General features: G+C 50.7%; 21 protein-coding genes. 18 read left to right on the forward strand and 3 right to left on the reverse strand.

Annotation, left to right across the window (positions count from 1 at the left end; translation table 11 throughout):
- Positions 1-23 precede the first annotated feature (23 nt).
- The 6 genes from IPH59_11010 (at position 24) to IPH59_11035 (ending at position 4605) form a co-directional block, all read left to right on the forward strand.
- Positions 24-539, forward strand: a complete 516-nt coding sequence (locus tag IPH59_11010; GenBank protein MBK7092226.1) for a 2-oxoacid:acceptor oxidoreductase family protein — start codon at positions 24-26, stop codon at positions 537-539.
- A complete protein-coding gene (locus IPH59_11015; protein MBK7092227.1) occupies positions 536-988 on the forward strand; it encodes an NAD(P)H-dependent oxidoreductase subunit E in 453 nt (150 codons plus the stop codon). Before IPH59_11010 ends, IPH59_11015 begins: the two co-directional genes overlap by 4 nt.
- Before the next feature lie 4 nt (positions 989-992).
- Entirely contained in the window at positions 993-2849 is a 1857-nt protein-coding gene (locus IPH59_11020) for an NADH-quinone oxidoreductase subunit NuoF (protein MBK7092228.1), read from the forward strand.
- Positions 2850-3632, forward strand: coding sequence for a (2Fe-2S)-binding protein (locus IPH59_11025; protein ID MBK7092229.1), 783 nt, complete (start codon positions 2850-2852; stop codon positions 3630-3632).
- On the forward strand, positions 3629-4042 hold the full coding sequence (locus IPH59_11030) for a 4Fe-4S dicluster domain-containing protein (GenBank protein MBK7092230.1): 414 nt from the start codon (positions 3629-3631) through the stop codon (positions 4040-4042). Before IPH59_11025 ends, IPH59_11030 begins: the two co-directional genes overlap by 4 nt.
- 116 nt (positions 4043-4158) lie before the next feature.
- A complete protein-coding gene (locus tag IPH59_11035; protein MBK7092231.1) occupies positions 4159-4605 on the forward strand; it encodes a hypothetical protein in 447 nt (148 codons plus the stop codon).
- Here the strand turns inward: IPH59_11035 and IPH59_11040 are convergent.
- Together IPH59_11040 and IPH59_11045 are read right to left on the reverse strand one after the other, a co-directional pair.
- Positions 4602-5297 (reverse strand): hypothetical protein, encoded by a 696-nt coding sequence (locus IPH59_11040; protein ID MBK7092232.1) that lies wholly within the window; start codon positions 5295-5297, stop codon positions 4602-4604. The two genes, IPH59_11035 and IPH59_11040, sit on opposite strands and share 4 nt — an antisense overlap.
- A 97-nt stretch (positions 5298-5394) precedes the next feature.
- The gene (locus tag IPH59_11045; GenBank protein ID MBK7092233.1) at positions 5395-6711 is read right to left on the reverse strand and encodes a vanadium-dependent haloperoxidase; all 1317 of its coding nucleotides are present in this window, start codon (positions 6709-6711) and stop codon (positions 5395-5397) included.
- A gap of 287 nt (positions 6712-6998) precedes the next feature.
- Between IPH59_11045 and IPH59_11050 the strand changes: the two genes are divergently transcribed.
- The 12 genes from IPH59_11050 (at position 6999) to IPH59_11105 (ending at position 19627) form a co-directional block, all read left to right on the forward strand.
- A complete protein-coding gene (locus IPH59_11050; protein MBK7092234.1) occupies positions 6999-7826 on the forward strand; it encodes a hypothetical protein in 828 nt (275 codons plus the stop codon).
- Positions 7823-8593 carry a citryl-CoA lyase gene (locus IPH59_11055; GenBank protein ID MBK7092235.1) on the forward strand — a complete coding sequence of 257 codons (771 nt, stop codon included), beginning with the start codon at positions 7823-7825 and terminating at the stop codon, positions 8591-8593. Before IPH59_11050 ends, IPH59_11055 begins: the two co-directional genes overlap by 4 nt.
- Positions 8594-8637: 44 nt before the next feature.
- Complete coding sequence (locus IPH59_11060; GenBank protein MBK7092236.1) at positions 8638-9453, forward strand: fibronectin type III domain-containing protein; 816 nt, start codon at positions 8638-8640, stop codon at positions 9451-9453.
- A gap of 7 nt (positions 9454-9460) precedes the next feature.
- Positions 9461-12151: a DEAD/DEAH box helicase gene (locus IPH59_11065; protein MBK7092237.1), complete on the forward strand. Its 2691-nt coding sequence runs from the start codon at positions 9461-9463 to the stop codon at positions 12149-12151.
- A gap of 355 nt (positions 12152-12506) precedes the next feature.
- Positions 12507-12704 (forward strand): hypothetical protein, encoded by a 198-nt coding sequence (locus tag IPH59_11070; protein ID MBK7092238.1) that lies wholly within the window; start codon positions 12507-12509, stop codon positions 12702-12704.
- A 68-nt stretch (positions 12705-12772) separates the two neighbouring features.
- Positions 12773-14575 (forward strand): tetratricopeptide repeat protein, encoded by a 1803-nt coding sequence (locus tag IPH59_11075; protein MBK7092239.1) that lies wholly within the window; start codon positions 12773-12775, stop codon positions 14573-14575.
- 18 nt (positions 14576-14593) lie between these two features.
- The gene (locus IPH59_11080) at positions 14594-15289 is read left to right on the forward strand and encodes a hypothetical protein (GenBank protein MBK7092240.1); all 696 of its coding nucleotides are present in this window, start codon (positions 14594-14596) and stop codon (positions 15287-15289) included.
- A gap of 68 nt (positions 15290-15357) precedes the next feature.
- Positions 15358-16116, forward strand: a complete 759-nt coding sequence (locus tag IPH59_11085) for a MotA/TolQ/ExbB proton channel family protein (GenBank protein MBK7092241.1) — start codon at positions 15358-15360, stop codon at positions 16114-16116.
- A gap of 3 nt (positions 16117-16119) precedes the next feature.
- Positions 16120-16593 (forward strand): biopolymer transporter ExbD, encoded by a 474-nt coding sequence (locus IPH59_11090; GenBank protein MBK7092242.1) that lies wholly within the window; start codon positions 16120-16122, stop codon positions 16591-16593.
- 14 nt (positions 16594-16607) lie between these two features.
- A complete protein-coding gene (locus IPH59_11095; GenBank protein ID MBK7092243.1) occupies positions 16608-17237 on the forward strand; it encodes a biopolymer transporter ExbD in 630 nt (209 codons plus the stop codon).
- A 2-nt stretch (positions 17238-17239) separates the two neighbouring features.
- A complete protein-coding gene (locus IPH59_11100; protein ID MBK7092244.1) occupies positions 17240-17971 on the forward strand; it encodes an energy transducer TonB in 732 nt (243 codons plus the stop codon).
- A 183-nt stretch (positions 17972-18154) separates the two neighbouring features.
- Positions 18155-19627 (forward strand): choice-of-anchor B family protein, encoded by a 1473-nt coding sequence (locus IPH59_11105; GenBank protein MBK7092245.1) that lies wholly within the window; start codon positions 18155-18157, stop codon positions 19625-19627.
- A gap of 113 nt (positions 19628-19740) precedes the next feature.
- Here the strand turns inward: IPH59_11105 and IPH59_11110 are convergent, their stop codons facing one another.
- Positions 19741-20631, reverse strand: coding sequence for a GGDEF domain-containing protein (locus IPH59_11110; protein ID MBK7092246.1), 891 nt, complete (start codon positions 20629-20631; stop codon positions 19741-19743).
- Positions 20632-20636 lie beyond the last annotated feature (5 nt).

Here is a 20636-nt window from a genome sequence, read left to right on the forward strand (position 1 = left end):
CCGGATTCGGTGGACAGGGAATTATGACTGCAGGGCAACTGTTGGCTTATGCAGGAATTCACGAAGGCAAGCAAGTCGTTTGGATTCCTTCGTACGGTCCGGAAATGCGCGGCGGAACAGCTTATTGTACCGTCGTAGTGTCCGACAGCCGCATCGGTTCGCCGATTATCAACACGCCCCAGGGTTTGGTGGTATTCAATCGCCCTTCGCTTGAGAAATTCGCTCCCCGGGTCAAACCGGGAGGAATCATCATCGTTAACTCGTCATTGATTGAAATCACTTCCAACCGCACCGATATCACCGAGATTCTTGTTCCGGCCAATGAAATAGCGCTAAAAGCAGGCAGTGCCAAAACCGTCAACATGATTATGCTCGGCGCCTTTGTCGGCGCTACCGGAATCATCAAGTACGAGAGCCTGATTCATCTCGTCAACGAGAAGATGGGCAAGAAGAAAGATCTCCTCGCAATGAATCTGCAGGTCGTCGAAGAGGGCTATCAATTTGCCAAGACTGCGCTCAAATCCAAGGTGCAAGCATGAACCACGATTTTACCAAATTGCCCGATATCTTCGCCCGGCATCCGCAAGACGCGTCATCGCTAATAATGGTACTGCAGGACATTCAAAAGGAATATCGATTCCTTCCCTGCGAGGCTCTCAAGGAAACGGCTGTCAGATTACAGGTACCGCTAAGCAAGGTCTTCTCGGTTGCGACGTTCTACAATGCTTTCAGTCTGAATCCGAAAGGCGAGAAGGTCGTTCGCATCTGCGTCGGCACTGCCTGTCATATTCGCGGCGCGAAACTGATTCAGGATCAGATCGAGAATGAATTGAAAATCAAAGCTGGCCAGACTACAGAAGACATGAAATTCTCTCTCGAAGTCGTCGCCTGTGTCGGAGCCTGTGCAATGGCTCCGGTCGTGATTGTCAATGAGCAGTATCACGGCTCGGTCAAAGTTACTGGCGCTAAGAAGTTGGTGAAGGGATAACAACATGAAAATCACCTCAGCCCAACACCTTGAGCAATTGCGTTCGCTTTTCGTTGCCGACGAAGCCAGACACAAGAAGAAAGTCATCGTTTGCTGCGGCACCGGCTGTCTCGCCAATGGCGCGGCAAAATTAGTCGAAGCGTTTCACGATGCTTTCAAGAACAATCAGATAACCGACTTCTCTGTCGAAGCCGTCAAGGAAACCGGTTGCCACGGATTCTGCGAACAAGGCCCGCTCGTGGTTATCGAACCGCAGGGCACGTTCTATACGAAGGTCAAACCCAAAGACATACCTGAGATCATCTCAAAGTCAATTCAGGGAAGCGAGATAATCAAAGATCGTCTCTTTACCGACCCGGCGACAAATCAACAGATTGAAAAGTACAACGACGTCAATTTCTTCAAGCACCAACATCGCTTAGCCCTTCGGAATCTTGGCAAAATCTCTGCCCACTCTATCAAAGAAGCAATCGCAGCTGGAGGATACGCCGGTTTCGCCAAAGCAATAAACGGCATGAGTCCTGACGGCGTCATTGCCGAAGTCGACAAAGCCAATCTCCGTGGTCGCGGCGGCGGTGGATTTCCCGCCGGACGCAAATGGAAGACCTGCAAGTCGATCGAATCCGATGTGCGCTATGTAATCTGCAACGGCGACGAGGGTGACCCCGGAGCATTTATGGATCGTTCCATAATGGAAGGCGACCCGCACAGTGTACTCGAAGGTATGATGATCTGCGCCTATGCCGTTGGAGCGAAGCAGGGATACATCTACGTACGCGAAGAGTACCCACTCGCCGTTATTCACCTGCAGAAAGCCATCGACGACTGTATCGAGTACGGCCTCTTGGGCGACAACATCCTCGGTACCGAATTCTCATTCAGTATTCGCATTGCTCGCGGCGCGGGAGCCTTTGTTTGCGGAGAATCATCAGCGCTGATGCGTTCAGTTGCCGGTGAAATCGGTGAACCACGCGCCAAGTATATTCGCTCTGTCGTCAAGGGACTTCATGACAAACCAACAGTACTTAACAACGTCGAAACATATGCCAACGTCCCATTGATCATCGATAAAGGCGCTGACTGGTTCAAGTCAATCGGTCGCCCCAATAACTCCGGCACCAAAGCCTTCTCGCTTGTAGGCAAAGTCCGCAACACTGGCTTAATTGAAGTCGCAATGGGAACGACCCTGCGCGAAATCATCTACGACATCGGCGGCGGTATCCTTGATGACCGCCCCTTCAAAGCTGTCCAAACCGGCGGTCCCTCCGGCGGCTGTCTCCCTGAAGCTATGCTCGACCTGCCGGTTGACTTCGATTCGTTAACCGAAAACGGTTCAATGATGGGCTCCGGCGGCATGATCGTCATGGATAACAAAACCTGCATGGTTGATGTCGCCCGCTACTTCCTGAATTTCCTCGTCTCAGAGTCATGCGGAAAGTGTACGCCGTGTCGCGAAGGTCTGTACCAGTTGCACGAAATGACTATCAAGATTTGCGAAGGCAAAGCGTCAATGGAAGATCTCGAAAAGATCGAGAAACTCTCGGACATGGTAGTTCTCGGATCCCTTTGCGGACTTGGCAAGTCAGGTCCCAATCCGATTCTTTCCACACTTCGCTATTTCCGTGACGAGTACATTGCGCATATCCGCGACAAGAAATGCCCCGCCGGTGTCTGTCGCGATTTGATCACCTATACCGTGATCGATGAAAAGTGTACCGGCTGTCTGGCCTGTATCACTGCCTGCGCCTACAATGCAATCACCGGCAAGAAGAAAGAACCGCATTACATACATCAGGAACGCTGCACCAAATGCGGCGCCTGCGAAGCGGTATGCAAGTTTGACGCAATTGAGGTGGCATAGATGAGTACAGTCACAATTACAATCAATGGCAAAATCGTCCGCGCTCAGGAAGGCGAGTACTTACTCGGTGTACTGAAGCGCGAGAAGATCGACGTCCCTGCACTATGCCATCACGAAGCCGTCGAACCATATGGTGGTTGCCGTCTCTGCACAGTCGAAGTCACCAAAGCCGAATGGAAGGGCTGGAGTGACCACGTCGTTTCGTGTCTCTATCCGGTTGCTGAAGGCTTAATCATACAGACACATTCGCCCAAGGTCATTGAACTTCGCAAGACCTTGCTTGATCTATATCTTGCACGTCATCCTCAGACCAAACTGATTCAGGACATGGCGGCTGATCACGGCGTAACTCAGACGAGTTATCAAACCGTTCCTGAACCAAATGACTGCATACTCTGCGGTATCTGTGTCCGTATCTGTGATCGCATGGGATTCTCGGCAATCTCCGCCGTTAATCGGGGACATGGTCGTGAAATTGCGCCGCCGCTTCATGAAGCACCGCCAGATTGCGTCGGTTGTCTTGCGTGCGCGTTGAACTGTCCGACCGGCTATATCAAATATGAAGATAACGGATTCAAGCGCACGATCTGGAAACGCGAGTTTGAAGTTCTTCGCGATGCGAAAACCGGAGCGCCGACCATCACTAAAGAGTTCTCTGAATATCTCGTGAAAAATCGGGCGATCCCGCAAGAGTACTTCAAGCACAATGACGAATCGCACCGCAAAGAGACGGCGATCAACATGGGCAAAATCGTTCAATGGAATCGCGAGGTGTCGTCATGAAAATGCAGTATCAGGTAATACCGCATCTTTGCATTGGTTGCCGCACTTGCGAACTTGCTTGTTCATTCACGCATTCACAAAACGGTAAACCGGGACGTAGTCGGATTTATCCGCTCGACGCCGGCCACAAAGAAATGTGGGTACCGGTAGTTTGCTTGCAGTGCGAGGATCCAGCTTGTGTCAAATCTTGTCTCGTCGATGCCATCAAGATGAATCCTGCCACCGGCGCCTACGAGATCGATCACGAAGTCTGTGTTCGTTGTATGGCTTGCGTCGCGGCGTGTCCCTTTGGTTGCTCGTTACTCGATCAACAACACAACGAAGTGATCAAATGCGACTTGTGTGGCGGTGACCCAGCCTGTGCTCACTTCTGTCCGACCAAAGCTCTGGTTTACAAACCGCTGCCATAAACACCGATTTCAATACATCACAATCTTAATCGCGACTGTCTTGTATGGTCGCGATTTCTGCTTCTAACTTGTCATCAATCTGTCGACATAATCAGTAGGGATATTGGACAATTGGAATGAATCGTCAAAGGCTCTGTACATTAGTCTGCGCGTGCGAAATCGCGGGGTTCGCTGTTGCCATCGCACTATCTTGGCTTGGCGAGATCATTGACATTCCTCACATCGCATTCAATTTCGAAGCAACGCCCATCAACTATGTCGAAAGCCTGTGCGAGACGGGTATGAATCTCGTACTGCTAACTTTCGTGCTATTGGTTACTCGAAGATTGTTTAAGAAGATTCACCATCTTGAAGGCATGCTCGCAGTCTGCTCATTCTGCAAGAAAATTCGCGTCAAGGACGAGTGGGTACCAATCGAAACGTACATTCAGCACAACTCCGAAGCGACATTCACTCACAGCTATTGTCCGGAATGTGTTCGCAAGAATTTTGGCGAGCTTTTTGAAAGTAGCGAAAAAACTGAACCAACCATCCCTAAGTCCGAGACAACAGCAATAGCCTAGTCGTCCAAGTCCGCTAGAATCCGCTTCCACCACAACTCCACAATTTCCGGGTCGCCATACCACGGATGGCCGATGCGAAAATCATGGCGTGCATTGGGAATCGTCAACACACGTTGAGGATCATAGATAGCTGAGTCTATCGGAATGATCCCGTCACCTGCTTCGAGCGGGTCGGCGCCATGGAACCGATAACGCAGCCCAATCGTCCGATTGGCGAATCTGCCGCGTGACGAATAGTCCACTACACCGACTACCGAAAGAATCGGCACCGGCATGCAATCTTGAGCAAGACACTCGCCCAGCCCTTTCCATACAGTTAGTCTGCGAACGACACCGCGACGATGCGGCGTTCCCAGTGTAATGACTCGTTCTATTTGTCCGACGAACTTTGGCGTGAACGCAAGTGTCGAATGCGGGGAGAGATAGAGTCTGGTTACGATGCCACCCAGACTGTGTGCGACAATTACGACCTTGTCGCACTTCGATTCCGAAATTGCCTCCGCTATCGTAGCTTCCAACTTCTGCAATAGCTTTACCCAACCCGAGCGTCGAACCACCGAAGACCATTCCGTCATCGCGATCGGCGTCACTTTCACTAGCAATCCCGTTAGCTCTTTCAGTTGCTCTGCCATTTTGCGGTAATGCCCTGGTGAGGTAGAGAATCCGCCGATGATCACAATTGCGCGCTGCATTATCCAATGATTGCATAACGGCGCCCGCAGCGCAAGACATCAAAACGGCCGACATCACTGCCGGCCGTTGCAAATTATCATTTAAGATTGTGGAAGGTTACTTTTCAAATTGCAGCGCGAGTACTTTGTCCGCGATACAAACACCCTGGTCGATTCCAACTTCGATTGCCGACCGGAAATGAATTCCGCCATACAACCGTGAAATTGCTGCTTCATCAGCATAGTCGAAGAACGAATCAAATGTCCGCGGCGTGAAGCCACGAGCATCGTGAGTGTGGTCGGTAAACAAGTAATCTTGACCAAATAGGGAAGTCAGCACTTGTGCCGTGGCACCCGATTGAACCGAATGCCCCGAAGTGTATTCTGGAAACGCCGGGGTTGGAATCGGTGATACCCAGTCGTCTTGAACAAGCGAGCGAATACAGCTCACCGGCCGGAGAAGGTTGTATTCGAATTTGGTCTTCCAGCAGCTAATAAACGCGTCCGCAACCGCCATTCCCACCTTGGCGTACGTCTCTGCCGCAAATCCAAGTTTCTTGTTCTCGACCGAGATTACCTGACCCGCGATTGAGATCGAATGCCCGGGCGGTGTACTGGTCTGTCCCGGATTGTCAGCCCAGAAATCGGCAATAGTTCTCTGTTCGGTCGTAAGATTCTGACAGGTCGTATATACTTCCATCATCTCATTATAGAACGGTGACCCCTCCGTCTCCGAAAATGTCGGCGGCGGCCCGGGCATGCACTCGTTTCCGTTGACCAGAGCGAACGGACGAACATCTCCCCAGCAAGGCTGAAGCGGAGCCGCAAATGCCGGTGGAGTCGGAATCCATTTTCCGTCTCCGGTCGGCGGTGTGAATGTGCAGTTATTGAATTGCGGGTAGCCATCATTGAGCGCCCAGCCAAATATGGCAAGGCCCAGCAACTTGCCCTGATTAACGGAGCGCTCATACGTAGTAGCATCCGTGTCATCGCTAAACTGCTCGTTGTAGAAATCTTCCATTTCCGCAATGGCGTCAAGACTTGCCGCAGTTGAGTTGGCAAACATGCTGCGCATAACAGTTGCAACGGCAGAATTGGCTACCGTCGGCCAGTGATATTTGTCATCACTGAACTCCGGTAGCGCTTCAAGCTCATTCAACTGCCCTACAAGCGAGCGGTTGTTTGGCATCCCATTGACGACCGATTCATACAATGTTACTCCGGCATAACCAAACAACCGTGATGCCGACGGCGGTGTCCAACGCTCGGCTTTCGCAAGATCAGTCGCGAGGTCCATCCAGCTAACCGCCATGTCCGCACTAAACTCTTCCGCACCCGGTGTCGGCCTCAGCGGGTTATCATTCTCGGTACATCCAGCTGCCAACAAGACTAAAGCGGTAATAGCAGCAAAGATCACGATTCTTGTCATTTTCATGACGCTCTCCTTAACTATCATAAAGATTGCTAAATTTCCAATTCGTAATTTGGACAACACTAATCTATATTTCGGAAGACCAACACAACTTCTGAAGATATCTTCCAAGAAAGCAAATAAATGGATTAGTTGGCAATTAAATGGTCGCAGATAATTTAAGCCATTCTCTGCCGGTTTCGCAAATAAAACTACAGCTTGTCAGCTTACTCCAGTCGGCGTTATCGTTGACATGTTGTTGCCAATGCGCTATTATTGCCCCGGTTAGACAAATATTCAGGAGGATTCAAATGCGTTCTTTGACTATAGCGTCACTCGTGGCGATTCTCGCGTTGCTCTATGCGTGTTCTGAGAAAAAGCCCGAAACCCCGCCGCCTGCGCAACCAGTGCAGCAGCGGCTCCAAGCGCCCGATTCCGCCGGAATCCGCCAGCCGAACTTCGCTTGGAGTAATCAGAAGCATCGGATGGTCGATTTTTACTTCCAGCCTACCGATTCGCTGCGCCTCTTTGCGCCGGATTTATTAAAGAAAGCCCTCGAAATCTATCAATTTTGCTGTGAAGTCATGCTTTGGACGACACCCGAGCCGGTTGAATTCTACTGCTATGCCGATATGCCGACGATGACAATGCACACATCTCGTGAGCAACCTTTTGTCTTGGGCAATCGCATCTACTACGGCTACGGCCCTACTTTTGGCCGTCCGTTTGCAGAATTCGTGATGTCCAAGCTGCCCGAGGGACCTTCCCAGTTCGAGTTTGTGCGTGAAGGAGTCCCGATGTTGCTCGATTACACCGGCCGCAATTACCACCAGGCCACCTTCAATTTTATCGAGGGTCAAAAAATCCATCCAGTGTCAGTTTTGACCACAAATGCAGACTATGTCCAACTCAACCAGGCGATGCGCGAAATCGAGGCAGCCTCCTTGTGCGGATACATCATGTGGGAGTGGGGATATGAGAAATTCATGAAGATATATCACAGCGACAAAGCTTTCCCAGAGGCGCTCAAAGAGACTACCGGTGTTGATGTCGCACAACTTGAAAGCCAATGGCTGCAGTTCCTCCCCGAACATACTGACGAAAAGGAAGCCCAGCGCTTACAGGGAGGCATACAGTGACCAGCGACAATCAGTGGCAGACTTCCATCACGGAAATCGCGCCTAACTCAATCTGTGTTCGCGGCTATGACGTTGCCGAACTTATGGATCACACCAGTTTCAGCGATACAATATTCCTGGTGCTCAAAGGCGAACTGCCCGATCAGCGTCAGTCTGAAATGTTTCGCGCCATAATGGTATCGTCAGTTGATCACGGTGTTACACCGCCGTCGGTATTGGCGGCGCGCACCGTAATGTCGGCGGGCAATTCACTCAATACTGCGGTCGCAGCTGGAATTATGGCCATCGGCGATGTCCACGGCGGCGCTATCGAGCAGTCAGCGCGCATTATGCAGGAAACCGCCAAGAAAGCCGGCGATGTCGATGCACTTGCAAACGAACTGGTGACAACAATGAAAGAGAAAAATCAACGCATGCCCGGCTTTGGCCATCGTTTGCATACCGCTGATCCGCGCACGGCAAAGATGTTTGAGATTGCAAGGAAGAACAATTTCTCGGGACGCCATACATCGCTGGCTCAAGCGATTGAAAGAGCTTTTGCCGAAATCGGTGGCAAACCGTTGCCAATCAATGTCGATGGCGCCATCGCCGCCGTCACTTCCGACATGGGCTTTGACTGGCGGCTCGGAAAAGCATTCTTCATGCTCTCCCGAATCTCAGGTTTGATTGCACACGTCTACGAAGAGAAAACCACGCAGAAGCCGATGCGCAAGCTGGGCGACACCAACGCAGCATATATTGGGCCGCCGCGACGCTCGCTGAAATAGTTGCAGTGTTTCACGGACTCTATTCGCTTCAAAGGACTCTGAAGGTGCGACATCTACTTGCCGCGATGTCAATGTTAATGACGGTCGCATTGATAGCTTGCGGTCCAAAGCCCAAGACTCCTTCTCCGGCTGTTGAGCCTCCGACTGCGATGACAGGCGTAGCTCCTTCGCATCTGACTGTAACCGCATCAACCTCAGGTGCTGAATTGCGCTGGCAGACAAATCAACCGGCAAATCGCGTCCTAAGCGGTTACAACATCTACCTGGCACGCGAGGATGGCGCATTCGAGAAGATCACTTCATCGCCATATCCCGGCGACCTCGATCCCGGTTACGAGTTCGAAACCTACCGGGCGACTGGATTAGACAACGGCGTGCGTTATCGTTTTCGAATCAGCATTGTCTATCCCAATGCCGCAGAGTCATTCTGTGAGGATACAGTTGAGACCATCCCCAGACCACAGGGTTGGATTCGTTTGAATTCATCTTTCAGTAAGGAAGATGCTGGCTTTTCCTTCGCCCGTCTTCAAGCCGTTTCAACCGACGATCTCTCCAATGACATTTACCTCACCGTGATTGACGCTAAGGCGCACCTTGCATCACCGCAGCGAATTGATGTTGTCTTGCGCCGGACGCAATTCTACCCAGTCAGTGCACAGTCTGCTGACAATTTCGATGAATCTCCTCCGCCAATCGGCGATGGCAAAGACGTGATTCCAATTCGAACCGGCAGTCGATTGTATCTCAAAACGCAAGACGGTTGTTACGCTCTTGTCCAAATCGACCGCATCGATGTTAAGGGCAAGTCTGTGGAACTGTCGTTTGTCTACCAAACGCGCCCCAATACGTTTACATTCTAAGAACACGATGCCCGAAAACTACGATACCCAGTTTGCACTTTGGTGCGATATCAAAGCACCCTCTGCAACTGCACGTATCTTATCTCTTGAAGTTTTTGAACTTGGCGATCAGAACAATAGGCCAATTGATGCACTCGTAGTACCTGAAGAGTCTGAAGTCCCTGTAAGCAGTGCAAAGATTGAGAAGTTCTTCCTCGCCTTGCAAGGCGCCACTGGATTCAAATTTCTCAATCGCGACCTCTACTCGCAGTCTCGCGAATGGCAAAGAGTCGACACCCTTCTCGCCAAAGCACCGCTGATTGATCTGGCATTTATGCTCCGGCTCTTCTTCCCGACGCTAACCGCGCGGAGTCTCTCCGAGTATGAAAAAGCCTTTGAATTGCCCAAAGGCGCTTCGCCTCCCGAGGCTCTTGCCAGATTGATAGAGATCTTGAATCTTCGTGCCCGCGAACTGCCGGGAGGCACCGTGCGCGCCCTCAAGACTATTTTTCGTGGCCTCGCACCCGAATATGCTGCTTGGCTCAATCAATTGCCAAGAGTCAAACCTGATGCATCCTACGCCATCGATCCTGAGTATCTGAACACCCTTGATCGCTTCGAGAACCTAACCAGCGGTAGCCGACTCAGCACCGATGACGTCATCCAGCTATTTTCTGAGACCGGCAAAATGAGCCAATTCATTGACGGCTACGAAATGCGCAAGGGTCAGGCCAAGTACGCACAAGCTGTTCTCAAATGTATCCAGCAGCACGCATCTGTACTACTTGAAGCAGCAACCGGTACCGGGAAGTCGCTCGGTTACCTCTTGCCCACAATCGCTTCTTGTGCCGAAAGCGAAAACCGCGCCGTCATCGTTACCCGCACGAAATCACTGCAGGAACAGCTTTTTCGTTCCGATCTTCGCAAGATTCGTGGATTGGTACCGGATGGATTTCGCGTCAGTCTCTTGAAGGGACTCGGCAACTATCTCTGCCTGCTCAAGTACAAGCTCTTTCTCTCTGACCTAAGCGAACACATGGGTCGAATTCCACCAGAATACATGGCGGCGTTGGTTGTTTGGGAACACTCGACTGAATCGGGAGACTTAACCGAGACTGCAATATTCGACCAGCCTGACTCCGAAGATTTACTGCCAAAGATAACCCTCGAAGAGGGAAGTTGTCTTGGCAAAGAATGCCAGTTCTACAGCGACTGCTATGCCTTTCGTGCCCGCAAAAGCGCCGCTCGTTCCAATATCGTAATTACGAACTACGCCCTATTATTTTCAGACTTGGTTTCCGGCGGCGATATTCTGGGCAGGTTCTCGCATGCAGTACTCGACGAGGCCCATCGACTGGAGCACGAAGCAATCAACTCCTTTTCGGAAGTGCTGCCTCTGCAAGCGTTCGCCCGATCATTGGAGCGGCTCGCAGATGAGAAGACCCTTCCGTTGCTCAATCAGGCTCTCGAATCAGCCGACAGCCCGGAGATGATGATCGGACTGGAAAACCTTCTGGCACGATTGCATTCGCGCGTCAGCATTGCCACCGAATCCGTGCGCCAAATACTGCGCCGTGGTTCACGCTCCCAGCAGGATAGGGTGCGTTTTCGCAACAATGAACCGATTCACGATATTCTCTGCGATCTCTGGGTAACCGAGAAGGAATATCTGGTGCAGTTGCGCGAGACCCTCTCCCAAATACAGACGGGGTTGACACCGAAATCAGAGGACGAGAAAGTCGAAGGGCTTACCCAACTGCGCAGGCAAACCGCAGCACTCGCTCGCTTTGTTTCCATTTTGGAGCATTGCAGTACGGTTGGCGACGAGTCGGAAGTAATGTGGGCACATCTTTATGACTCTGGCGAGGTGTGGGTCACTATCGCACCCCTGAATGTCGGCGACTTGTTAGCGCGCAAGCTTTACTCAAAGTTCGATTCAATGGTCTTTACTTCTGCAACTCTCGACTCCGAAGACGACTTTGAGTGGACATCATCTCGCCTTGGGATCAGCAGTGATAACGAACACGCAAACTACAAAGTCAAGATCCGTTCGCCGTTTCCCCTCGATGATCAGCTTCGCATCGGTTTAGCGCGATATCTCCCGGCCCCCAACGAGCCCGGTTATGCTGCCAAGCTAAGTAACCTCATTCTGAAATTCCGCTCTTCGGCGCGGCTGCCTACGCTGGTGCTTTGCACTTCGTACAGAATGGTGGAAGATATTGCCAAGCCGCTTTTGGATACTCACGGCAAAGCAGGCGAAGTGCTTTATCAGACTCCCGACACCTTGCCTCAGACGTTGTTAAGTCGATTCCGGCTTGCCCGCAATGCGATTTTGATTGGGACCGAATCCTTCTGGGAAGGAATCGATCTCCCCGACGAATTGCTGCGGCTGCTCTTCATTACGAGATTGCCCTTTGCAGTTCCCGATGACCCGCTCGAATTGGCGAGACAAGAACAAGCAGAGAAGAAAGGCGACAATCCCTTCATGACGATCTCACTGCCGCAAGCGGTTCTAAAATATCGTCAGGGTGTTGGTCGGATGATTCGCAGCGCGACCGACTGGGGTGCGGTGATCATCACCGACTCGCGCATGGGCAAAAAGAACTATGGCCGCATTCTCGTCGCTGCTTCACCCGTTCCGGTCAATGTTTATGACAGCGAGTCGCAGCTTATCAATGAGACTTCACAGTGGCTGAGATCTATGAAAGCGCCGCAATGACCTGCATGCGCACAAACGTCGATATTTTTGACGATCTGCGCAGTTTCTCACGCGCATTGCTTTGTCTTCCTGAAACTGTAACCCGTTGTTATCTAACCATATATTGGATTTGTCACAGTAAGGTCAGCGCAGTTTCTGCGGGTGCACCCAATAATCCCTGTGGCAAAGATTCCATCGCTGTATTCTCTTGTTACGTTGCAACTTACCGTGAAAGAAAATAAGGGTCTCGGCACACTATTTGGATAGAACGTAAGTAGAGTTTCTGTATCTTAACAATAAATGCGGATTTGGTAGAGATAGATTTGGGAAGAATTTATCTTACCGACTGTATAATCATCAGAAGAGAGAAATCGATATGCCGAAATTTGATCGGATCATCAGTTATATCTCTGTGACAATCGTCTTGTTCGTCGGGATTGTGGTGATGTCGGGCTTCATAGGCATATTGGAGCCGACCTATCGATTTGGTTTTGGATTAATCATTATTGCCTATGCCGGCGTCAGACTGCTAATGATCTATAACTCGGATCGCAAGAACCGGGAAAAGCCTTGACGCTCCCGGAGACCGGAGCTATATTGGCAGTCTTTGGTTTGCCGACAACTGATTGGAGTACAAAGAGAATGAGAAAAACTTTGACAGCAACGCTCTTCGCCCTGCTGTTACTCAGCATGTCGGCCAGCGCCTTTGCGGACGCTGCCTCCGATGCGGCTGAAATGATTCAGCATCGCAAGTTCGATGAAGCTATCACATTCCTTAATAGTGCGATCACAAAAGACCCGACCTATGCAGACCTCTATTACTGGCTCGGTCGCATCTATATCGAAAAAGAAGACTGGGCGCAGGCCGAAACCCAACTCAATAAGTGTCTCGAACTGAAGAAAAGACACGACGAAGCCAAAGCCTATTTGGCTCTTGTCTACATTCAGAATGAACGCTGGGAAGAAGCCAAGAAAATCCTCGATGAGGGCGTCGCCAAGAGCAAGACTGCCAAAGGCCGGTTCCTCAATCATCTAGGACATTACCATGTGGCTAAGAAGGAATTTTCCGAGGCCGACATTGCGTTGCGTAAGGCCGAACTGGAAGAGCCTACCAACATCGAATACAAACGTGATCTTGCGGACATGAACTATGAAAACGGCGTCTATGCTGTGGCCGTCAACGGTTACAAAGACGTCCTAATGACTGATTCCACTGACGTCATTACCTACTTCAAACTCGCGCGTGCATACTATATGCAGAAGCAATTCAAAGAGGCCATCGACAACTCATCCAAGGCTATCGGTCTCGACTCAAACTACACACAAGCATACAGTCTTCAGGGCGACATCTTCATGATCCTCGGCTTGTCGCGCGTAAGTGCGGCGCTGGAATCCGGCGAATCCGGCGCTAACGGCTACACCGATATCTTCAAGAATGCTATCTGGGCGTATGAACATTATGTCGCGACCGGCGGCAAGGAAACGCTCGATTTGCTTTATCGACTCGGACAAGCCTACTACTACGTCGGCGGCTACGAGCTGGCTATTGAAAAACTCCGGCGCGCAATTGATATGGGTTCCGATAAGTCGGTCGCCTTTGACTTCACTGCCAAAGCGCTATTTCGTTTGAAACGTTATGATGAAGCTGTTAACGCCTATAAAGCCTACGAGAACAAGATATCTCAGGGCGATCCTAACTTTGTCTGGGGACCGGAGTATTTCGAATTCTTCCGCGACCGTGGCGTTACCTACTCACAACTATTCTATGACTCCAAGAAGGAAGGCGTTCCCGATACCAGCTTTCTTGACCAGGCTATCGTGAATTTGACCAAAGCGGTTGAGTTGAAGCCTGACGAGAAGTCACTTATCTATCGACTTGGTTTCGACCTTTACAACCGAACCAGTTACACTGAAGCAATCCCGTGGTTTGAGAAACGCATCGCCATCGATTCCACGCATCTCCAGAGTTATCAGTACATCGCGTTCAGCTACATTAAAATGAACGACTTTACCAAAGCTGTCGAGTATCTGGAACTGATGTACAAGCTGAAACCTGATTCGCCATTTGTTCTCAAGACCCTGTCGACAACCTACCTCTTCCAGATTAAGAATCGGGAGAAGGGAATGGAGTGGTTGCGCAAGTGGGCAGACACCGATACCAAAGACTACGAACCTTACAAATGGATTGGCTTTATTTACATCTCCGAAAAGCCACCCAAAAAAGAACAGGCCATCGAAGCTCTCACCAAATGCTTGCAGCGTATGGAGGCAAATGGTGTTGACAAATGTAAGGAAATCGACGTGATTACGTGGATGGCACAAGCACTTAGTTTTTATGATACTCTCGATAAAGATGAGGAAGCTCTTAAGTGGGTCAATCGCGGATTGCAGTGCGCTCCGAACAACGAAACACTCAAGAACCTCAAAGAGAACCTTGATTTATAGAGCTTGAGGAAGTACCTGATGGCTGAACAAAAACCTGTTGATCCGACCGAAGAACGATACCGCTATATCGGCTTTGAGGTCTTTGGATCAAAAACCGACCCTTTCTGGCGCAACGAAGATGAGCGCAAATCATATGTCGAAGGTCTCAAGGCACAAATTGGATCTGTCTACCGCAACTCGGTAGTCTATTCCAATGTCGTGACTAAGACCGACCGCATCTTCATCATCATCGCCAGCGCCATGATGATTATAGCTCCTTTTCTCACCTGGATGAAGGCCTCGACACTCTATGGTCCGGCCAGTTTTAACGGAATCCTTGGCGTCTTCAACATGAGCGGATTCTGGTTCTATGTCCAGAAAATCGGCGGTTGGGTGATACCAGTCTCCGTTTATCTGACAGCCGCAATGGCTGTAATCTCGCTGGTGCTCGGCATCATGGTGATGCTGACTCTCTTCGGCAAAGCACCATCTGAAGATGTCTACGTGCAAAAGCTCAAAAAAGTTCTGCGACTCAACGCAATTCCCTTCGGGATTTTCTTGCTTGTCATTCTGATCAGTCTCATTGGCCAGCGAATCCCGTTTGGCGAGCATCTCGGTATTGACGAGATTGACTCGCGATATTCTGTCGTCACCCTGGTCCAGCTCTCAAGCGTTGGGTTCTGGCTCTCGGTTTTTGGATTTATTCTGAATTACAACAAGTCCAAGGAGATATAAACTTCTCCGCGGCTTAAGAAGCGAAAATTGATTTTTGTCCATAATTATGTAATTGGAGGATTAATTAGGTGAAACAGTCGATTTTTGTCACACTCAATGCGCTCATCGCGTTTGTAGTCGGCTATATCATTTGGGGCGTTATCCTGAAAGCACAGCCGGAAGGAACCATTGCTCACTCATGCTACAAGGGCGGACCGCTGGTCGTGCTCCTGATCGGCGTATTCTTCATGTTGATCGCATTCGTTGTCGAACGCTTCCTTTCACTTAAGGTCGCCAAAGGCAAAGCCTCAGTTCAGGTATTCTTCAAGAATCTAATCGCAATGCTGCGCAAAGGCGATTACGACGGCGCGTTGGCCGCTTGCGACAAGCAGCGCGGAACCACCGCCAACGTTCTTCGTGCCGGTATCGACCGCTTCATGTCGGTCAAAGACGATCCGAAGATGGACGGCGAGAAGAAGATTGCTCTCACGCAGTCAGCTATCGAAGAAGCTAACGCTCTCGAAGGACCATTGCTTGAACGCAACCTTATTGCCATGTCGACCATCGCTTCGATTGCAACCATGGTCGGTCTTCTTGGTACAACAATTGGTATGATTCGCGCCTTCGCTGCTACCGGTAGCGCTTCGGGCGGTGTCATTGACGCCACTTCGCTGGCAACCGGTATCTCGGAAGCACTGGTAAATACCGCAGGCGGTTTGATTTCCGGTATCCTCGGTATTTTCTTCTATAACTATTTCGTCAACAAGGTCGACTCATTCAACTATACGACAGACGAAGCGACCTACGAAGTTCTGCAACTGTTTAAGTCGGCGGCGGAGACCAAGTAAACAATGGCTATCAAGAAGAAACGGCGGATTTCGATCCGCATCGACATGACTCCGATGGTCGACATCGCGTTTCTGCTTCTGATTTTCTACATGGCGACCACGCAGTTCAAACCACCGGAGCAGAAAGCCGTGTCACTGCCTTCTTCGCACTCGCAAATCGAGCTGCCGTCGAAGGACAAGATCAGCGTCACAGTGACGCCGGACGATTCGATCTTTGGCGACTATATGGAAAAGGTCGAGAAGGATATCAATGGCCGCATGGTGCCGACTATCGAGCGCGTTTACATGGAGGCAACACCGTATACGGTGGGCAAAGTGATTAACGGTATCCGGGCGCGAAATCTTAGCGCACTCGTGATTATCAAAGCTGACAAAGATGTCAAGTTCGGAACCATGCAGCGTGTCATGGACACAATGGTGGAAGAGAACTTGTCGCGGTTCCAGATCATAACTGAGCTGGAAGCGGAAGCCATATAGGGAGGTGATGCGCTGTGGCTGGTGATGTAATACAAAAAGAGTCTGGCGGAGGAAAACACAAAGGACTGCGCCGTCCCAAGCGTCGTCTCGGTATTCGTATCGATATGACTCCCATGGTCGACATCGCGTTCCTGTTGCTAATCTTCTACATGGTGACAACCGTGTTTGCCATGCCTCAGGCGATGGAAATCAATCTGCCGCCAAAGGCCGAAGAGGAGACTGTCGAAGATCGCGTCAAGGTCAAGGAGAGTAATCTCCTGCGCATCTATGTCGACAAGTACAACGACTACTACTACAAGATCGGCGCCGAGCGCGTCACGGGACAAGACATCAAAGTGCCGTGGCCGATTCCTGCCGATTCAGTTCGCGAATTGTTTATTCGCTATAATTGGGAACGTCCGAAATTGAATACACTGCTTCTCATCCATCCTGAAGCCAAGTATTCAATGATGGTTGACATGCTTGATGAAGTCGAAGTTGTCGAAGCCTTACTGCGTCGCAACGAAGAATTCATGACTTCATACAAGGCAGCTAATCCGGAAGAAGAGCGTTTTTCATTCCGCTATTCGATCGACCATTGGTCGGATCGCGATACGAAAGTGTTTGACGAGCGGGTTTACAGTCAGACAGGAGGAGTCAGATAGTTATGGCATCCAACGTCTATGTAACCAAGTGGTCGCCAATCGGCGCCATCGAGCTCAAGAGCTCCTACCAGAAGAATATGCGCAATGCTGTTCTGCTGGTACTCGCATCGTTCTTTCTGATCTTCGCTGTCATTGGATTGGTTCGCATGCTGATGGCGTCCGACGCTGCCAGCGCGCCTTCGATCATCATTCGCGACTTATCCGAACTCGGTCCCCCTCCATCAGTAGCAAGACGCGACGTGCAGGTGAAGGTTCAGCAAGAAATTGCCGCACCGAAGTTCACCTTGCCCGAGGCAGTTCCTGATGAAGAAGTGACTGAAGACTTTGTCATTGTCTCCCAGGAAGAACTGGCCGAAATCAGTTCGCCGGTACTTTCCGAAGGCGATGGCGCTGGTAACGTTCAGTTTGATATTCCCATCGAAGAGTATATTCCGACACCCGATGAATTTGTGGCGGTCGAAGAACGCCCCGTCAAGATCCAGGATGCCCCGCTCAAGTACCCCGAAATTGCCCGTAAAGCCGGCATCGAGGGAAGCGTTTGGGTGAAGGTACTTGTCGATCGCAGCGGCAACGTCAAGGACGCCATCATTGCTAAAGAATCCGGCGCCAACGCAGGATTTGAAGAAGCAGCTATTGAAGCAGCCAAGCAGTGCAAATGGAAGCCGGCAATGCAGAACAAACAGCCGGTCGCCCTTTGGGTTACCTATGAAATCAAGTTCCAGCTCAAATCGTAGTTAACGATTTGTAGCGGATTGTTTCTGTTAAGCGGCGGATCACACGATCCGCCGCTTTTTTGTGTTTCAATTGCGGTGACGACGCCGGCATGAAAGGGGTTGACATAATGGTCAATATGGGTATATTATCTATCTAATAGATACCCACACTTCTACTTACGCCATTTGGCAAACGGAGGAAATTTGAGCCGAGCACTATCATTGTTCTTCATTGTGGCAGCGCTCTCCCTCTGGGGCATGGAAGCCAGAGCCAGCAACTATGTTCTCGACAGCATAGCAACGTTTACCTATCCAAGCGCCGGAAGTCTCGGCGGCAGCGATTGCTGGGGCTGGAAAGCACCGGACGGACAGCTGTACGCAATTATGGGAGTTCGTGACGGCGTCGCATTTGTCAATGTATCTACTCGCTCCCAGGTGCAGATGGTTACCGGTCCCAAGAATAGCTGCTCTGCCTACTGGCGCGATATCAAAACTTACCAGCACTATGCATACATTACATCTGAGTGCACTGGGACGAATCAGGGACTGATGATTATCGATATGCAGTATCTCCCCGACAGCGTCCATTTCGTGAAGTCAATCAATGTGCATCCTTCGGGTGATGTGACCTCGCACAATCTCTCGATCGACACCCTCAACGGCTACGCTTATCTTGAGGGCCGCAACCAGCTTAATATGTCAATCCATGTGTGGAGTCTTGCCGATCCGGAAAATCCGGTTCATGTTCACAGCTTTGGCAGTGCGGACGGAATCCACGACGTTTTAGCGACAGACGATACAGTCTATGTAGCCGATGGTTGGGCGCCGACAGTGTCGATCTACGACATGACTGTCAAGACTGCGCCGCAGTTGATTGGTCAGATTACGATACCCAGCGCCGGTTATGTTCATAATGTCTGGCCCACCGAGGACCGCAACTACATGGTGACCACAGAAGAGACGCAGGGGAAGACAATCAAGATCTGGGACATTCAGGATCTCGACAACATTCAGTTGGTGGGTCAATATCTCGGCAATTCGAACGTCGCTCATAACGTTCATTGTATGGGGAATTTCGTCTATACCTCGCACTATGCTGCCGGTTGCGAAATTCACGACATCACCAATCCGGCCGCACCGGTTTCTGTGGCTAAGTTCGATACTTGGCCGACCGCAACCGGGTTTGACGGTTGTTGGGGAACATTCCCCTTTGCTGACAGCGGCTATGTCTACGCCTCAAACATGAACGGCAAGTTCTACATCCTGCAGCTTCGCGATACTACTGACATCGCAGATGCCGATAACGATGGTATTGCCAACACTTCCGACAATTGCCGCTTCGCCGCGAATCCCGGTCAGGAAGACGCCGACAGTGACGGTGTCGGTGACATCTGCGACAATTGCCTGAACGTCTCAAATCCGCTTCAGGAAGATTCGAATCTGAATGGAATCGGCGATGCGTGTGATGTGGTCTGCGGCGATGTCGACCAGAACAGCACAGTAACCGTTACTGATGTTGTCTATCTTATCACTTTCATTTTCGGCGGTGGTCCCGCGCCGAGTCCGATTGATATCGGAGATGTCAACTGCGATGCGCAGGTGACCGTTTCAGATGTCGTCTATATCATCAACTACATCTTCTCAGGCGGCAGTGTGCCTTGCGCCCTGTGCCCCTAATCGATCAGCATAATTGTATTCGATACAAAATAGAACGGCGGATGAGATCATCCGCCGTTTCGACTTTCTGAGCGGTCTTCAGAGATTCTATGAGATAGCGGAATCAGTTGTCTTTAGTAGGACACATGATTGCGCCCGCGATGCTTGGATTTGTACATCATTGCATCCGCTTTCGCAATCAGATCGGTCGATGACCGCATCTCGTCGGAGATGCCTGCTATGCCAATACTGATACTGAAGTCAAGCTTGCGGCTCTGGTAAGAGTAGCTCCACTTCTCGACCAGTTGCGACAGTCTTTGCGCCATTAGCACTGTGTTGTTCAAGTCTGTTTCAGGGCAAATTACCAAGAACTCGTCACCGCCAAGTCGTCCGAAGAAATCCTGCTGACGAACATTCTTTGACACCAGTCGTGAACTTTCGATGAGCAGTTGATCGCCGGCGAGATGCCCGAATGTGTCGTTTATTTGCTTGAAATGGTCGATGTCGTACAACAGCACCGACAATGGCCGCACATAGCGACGAGCACGGGCGAACTCGCTCTCAAGTCTGCTCATGATATGCTGGCGGTTGAAAATGCCGGTAAGAAAATCTGTCGTCGCCAGCGAATACATCTGACCGAAGAAGCGGTTCTCAATCGAGCTCGAGCGAATGAACTTGAAAAGCACCCGCCCAATCAGAATCAAATCGCCATCGCAAAGTACCGACTCTTTGACCCTCTGTGAATTGACAAAAGTCCCGTTCGTGGAATCCAGATCGCGCAGCTTGACGCAGTCGCCTTCAAGAACTATCTCTGCGTGTCGGCGGCTGACGTTCTCGTCATCAATGGGTATGTCCAAATCCGCCATCCGGCCGATTGTTATCGCTCTGGAGTTAACGGTATACGTCATCCCCAAGAGCGAGCCGTGCATGACAACCAGCATCGGTTGTTGATTGCCTTCGGATACTCCGGCTTGGTCGCCGGTACTGCGAATCAGTGTCGATGTCTCACTAAGTCGGTCGAACATCTCTT

Source organism: bacterium, from assembly GCA_016708315.1.
Taxonomy (GTDB): Bacteria; Zixibacteria; MSB-5A5; order CAIYYT01; family CAIYYT01; genus JADJGC01.

Coding starts and splice junctions, on each gene's coding strand:
- IPH59_11010 (MBK7092226.1), top strand. CDS start 24: ATGACTGCAGGGCAACTGTTGGCTTATGCAGGAATTCACGAAGGCAAG.
- IPH59_11015 (MBK7092227.1), top strand. CDS start 536: ATGAACCACGATTTTACCAAATTGCCCGATATCTTCGCCCGGCATCCG.
- IPH59_11020 (MBK7092228.1), top strand. CDS start 993: ATGAAAATCACCTCAGCCCAACACCTTGAGCAATTGCGTTCGCTTTTC.
- IPH59_11025 (MBK7092229.1), top strand. CDS start 2,850: ATGAGTACAGTCACAATTACAATCAATGGCAAAATCGTCCGCGCTCAG.
- IPH59_11030 (MBK7092230.1), top strand. CDS start 3,629: ATGAAAATGCAGTATCAGGTAATACCGCATCTTTGCATTGGTTGCCGC.
- IPH59_11035 (MBK7092231.1), top strand. CDS start 4,159: ATGAATCGTCAAAGGCTCTGTACATTAGTCTGCGCGTGCGAAATCGCG.
- IPH59_11040 (MBK7092232.1), bottom strand. CDS start 5,297: ATGCAGCGCGCAATTGTGATCATCGGCGGATTCTCTACCTCACCAGGG.
- IPH59_11045 (MBK7092233.1), bottom strand. CDS start 6,711: ATGAAAATGACAAGAATCGTGATCTTTGCTGCTATTACCGCTTTAGTC.
- IPH59_11050 (MBK7092234.1), top strand. CDS start 6,999: ATGCGTTCTTTGACTATAGCGTCACTCGTGGCGATTCTCGCGTTGCTC.
- IPH59_11065 (MBK7092237.1), top strand. CDS start 9,461: ATGCCCGAAAACTACGATACCCAGTTTGCACTTTGGTGCGATATCAAA.
- IPH59_11070 (MBK7092238.1), top strand. CDS start 12,507: ATGCCGAAATTTGATCGGATCATCAGTTATATCTCTGTGACAATCGTC.
- IPH59_11075 (MBK7092239.1), top strand. CDS start 12,773: ATGAGAAAAACTTTGACAGCAACGCTCTTCGCCCTGCTGTTACTCAGC.
- IPH59_11080 (MBK7092240.1), top strand. CDS start 14,594: ATGGCTGAACAAAAACCTGTTGATCCGACCGAAGAACGATACCGCTAT.
- IPH59_11090 (MBK7092242.1), top strand. CDS start 16,120: ATGGCTATCAAGAAGAAACGGCGGATTTCGATCCGCATCGACATGACT.
- IPH59_11100 (MBK7092244.1), top strand. CDS start 17,240: ATGGCATCCAACGTCTATGTAACCAAGTGGTCGCCAATCGGCGCCATC.
- IPH59_11110 (MBK7092246.1), bottom strand. CDS start 20,631: ATGTTCGACCGACTTAGTGAGACATCGACACTGATTCGCAGTACCGGC.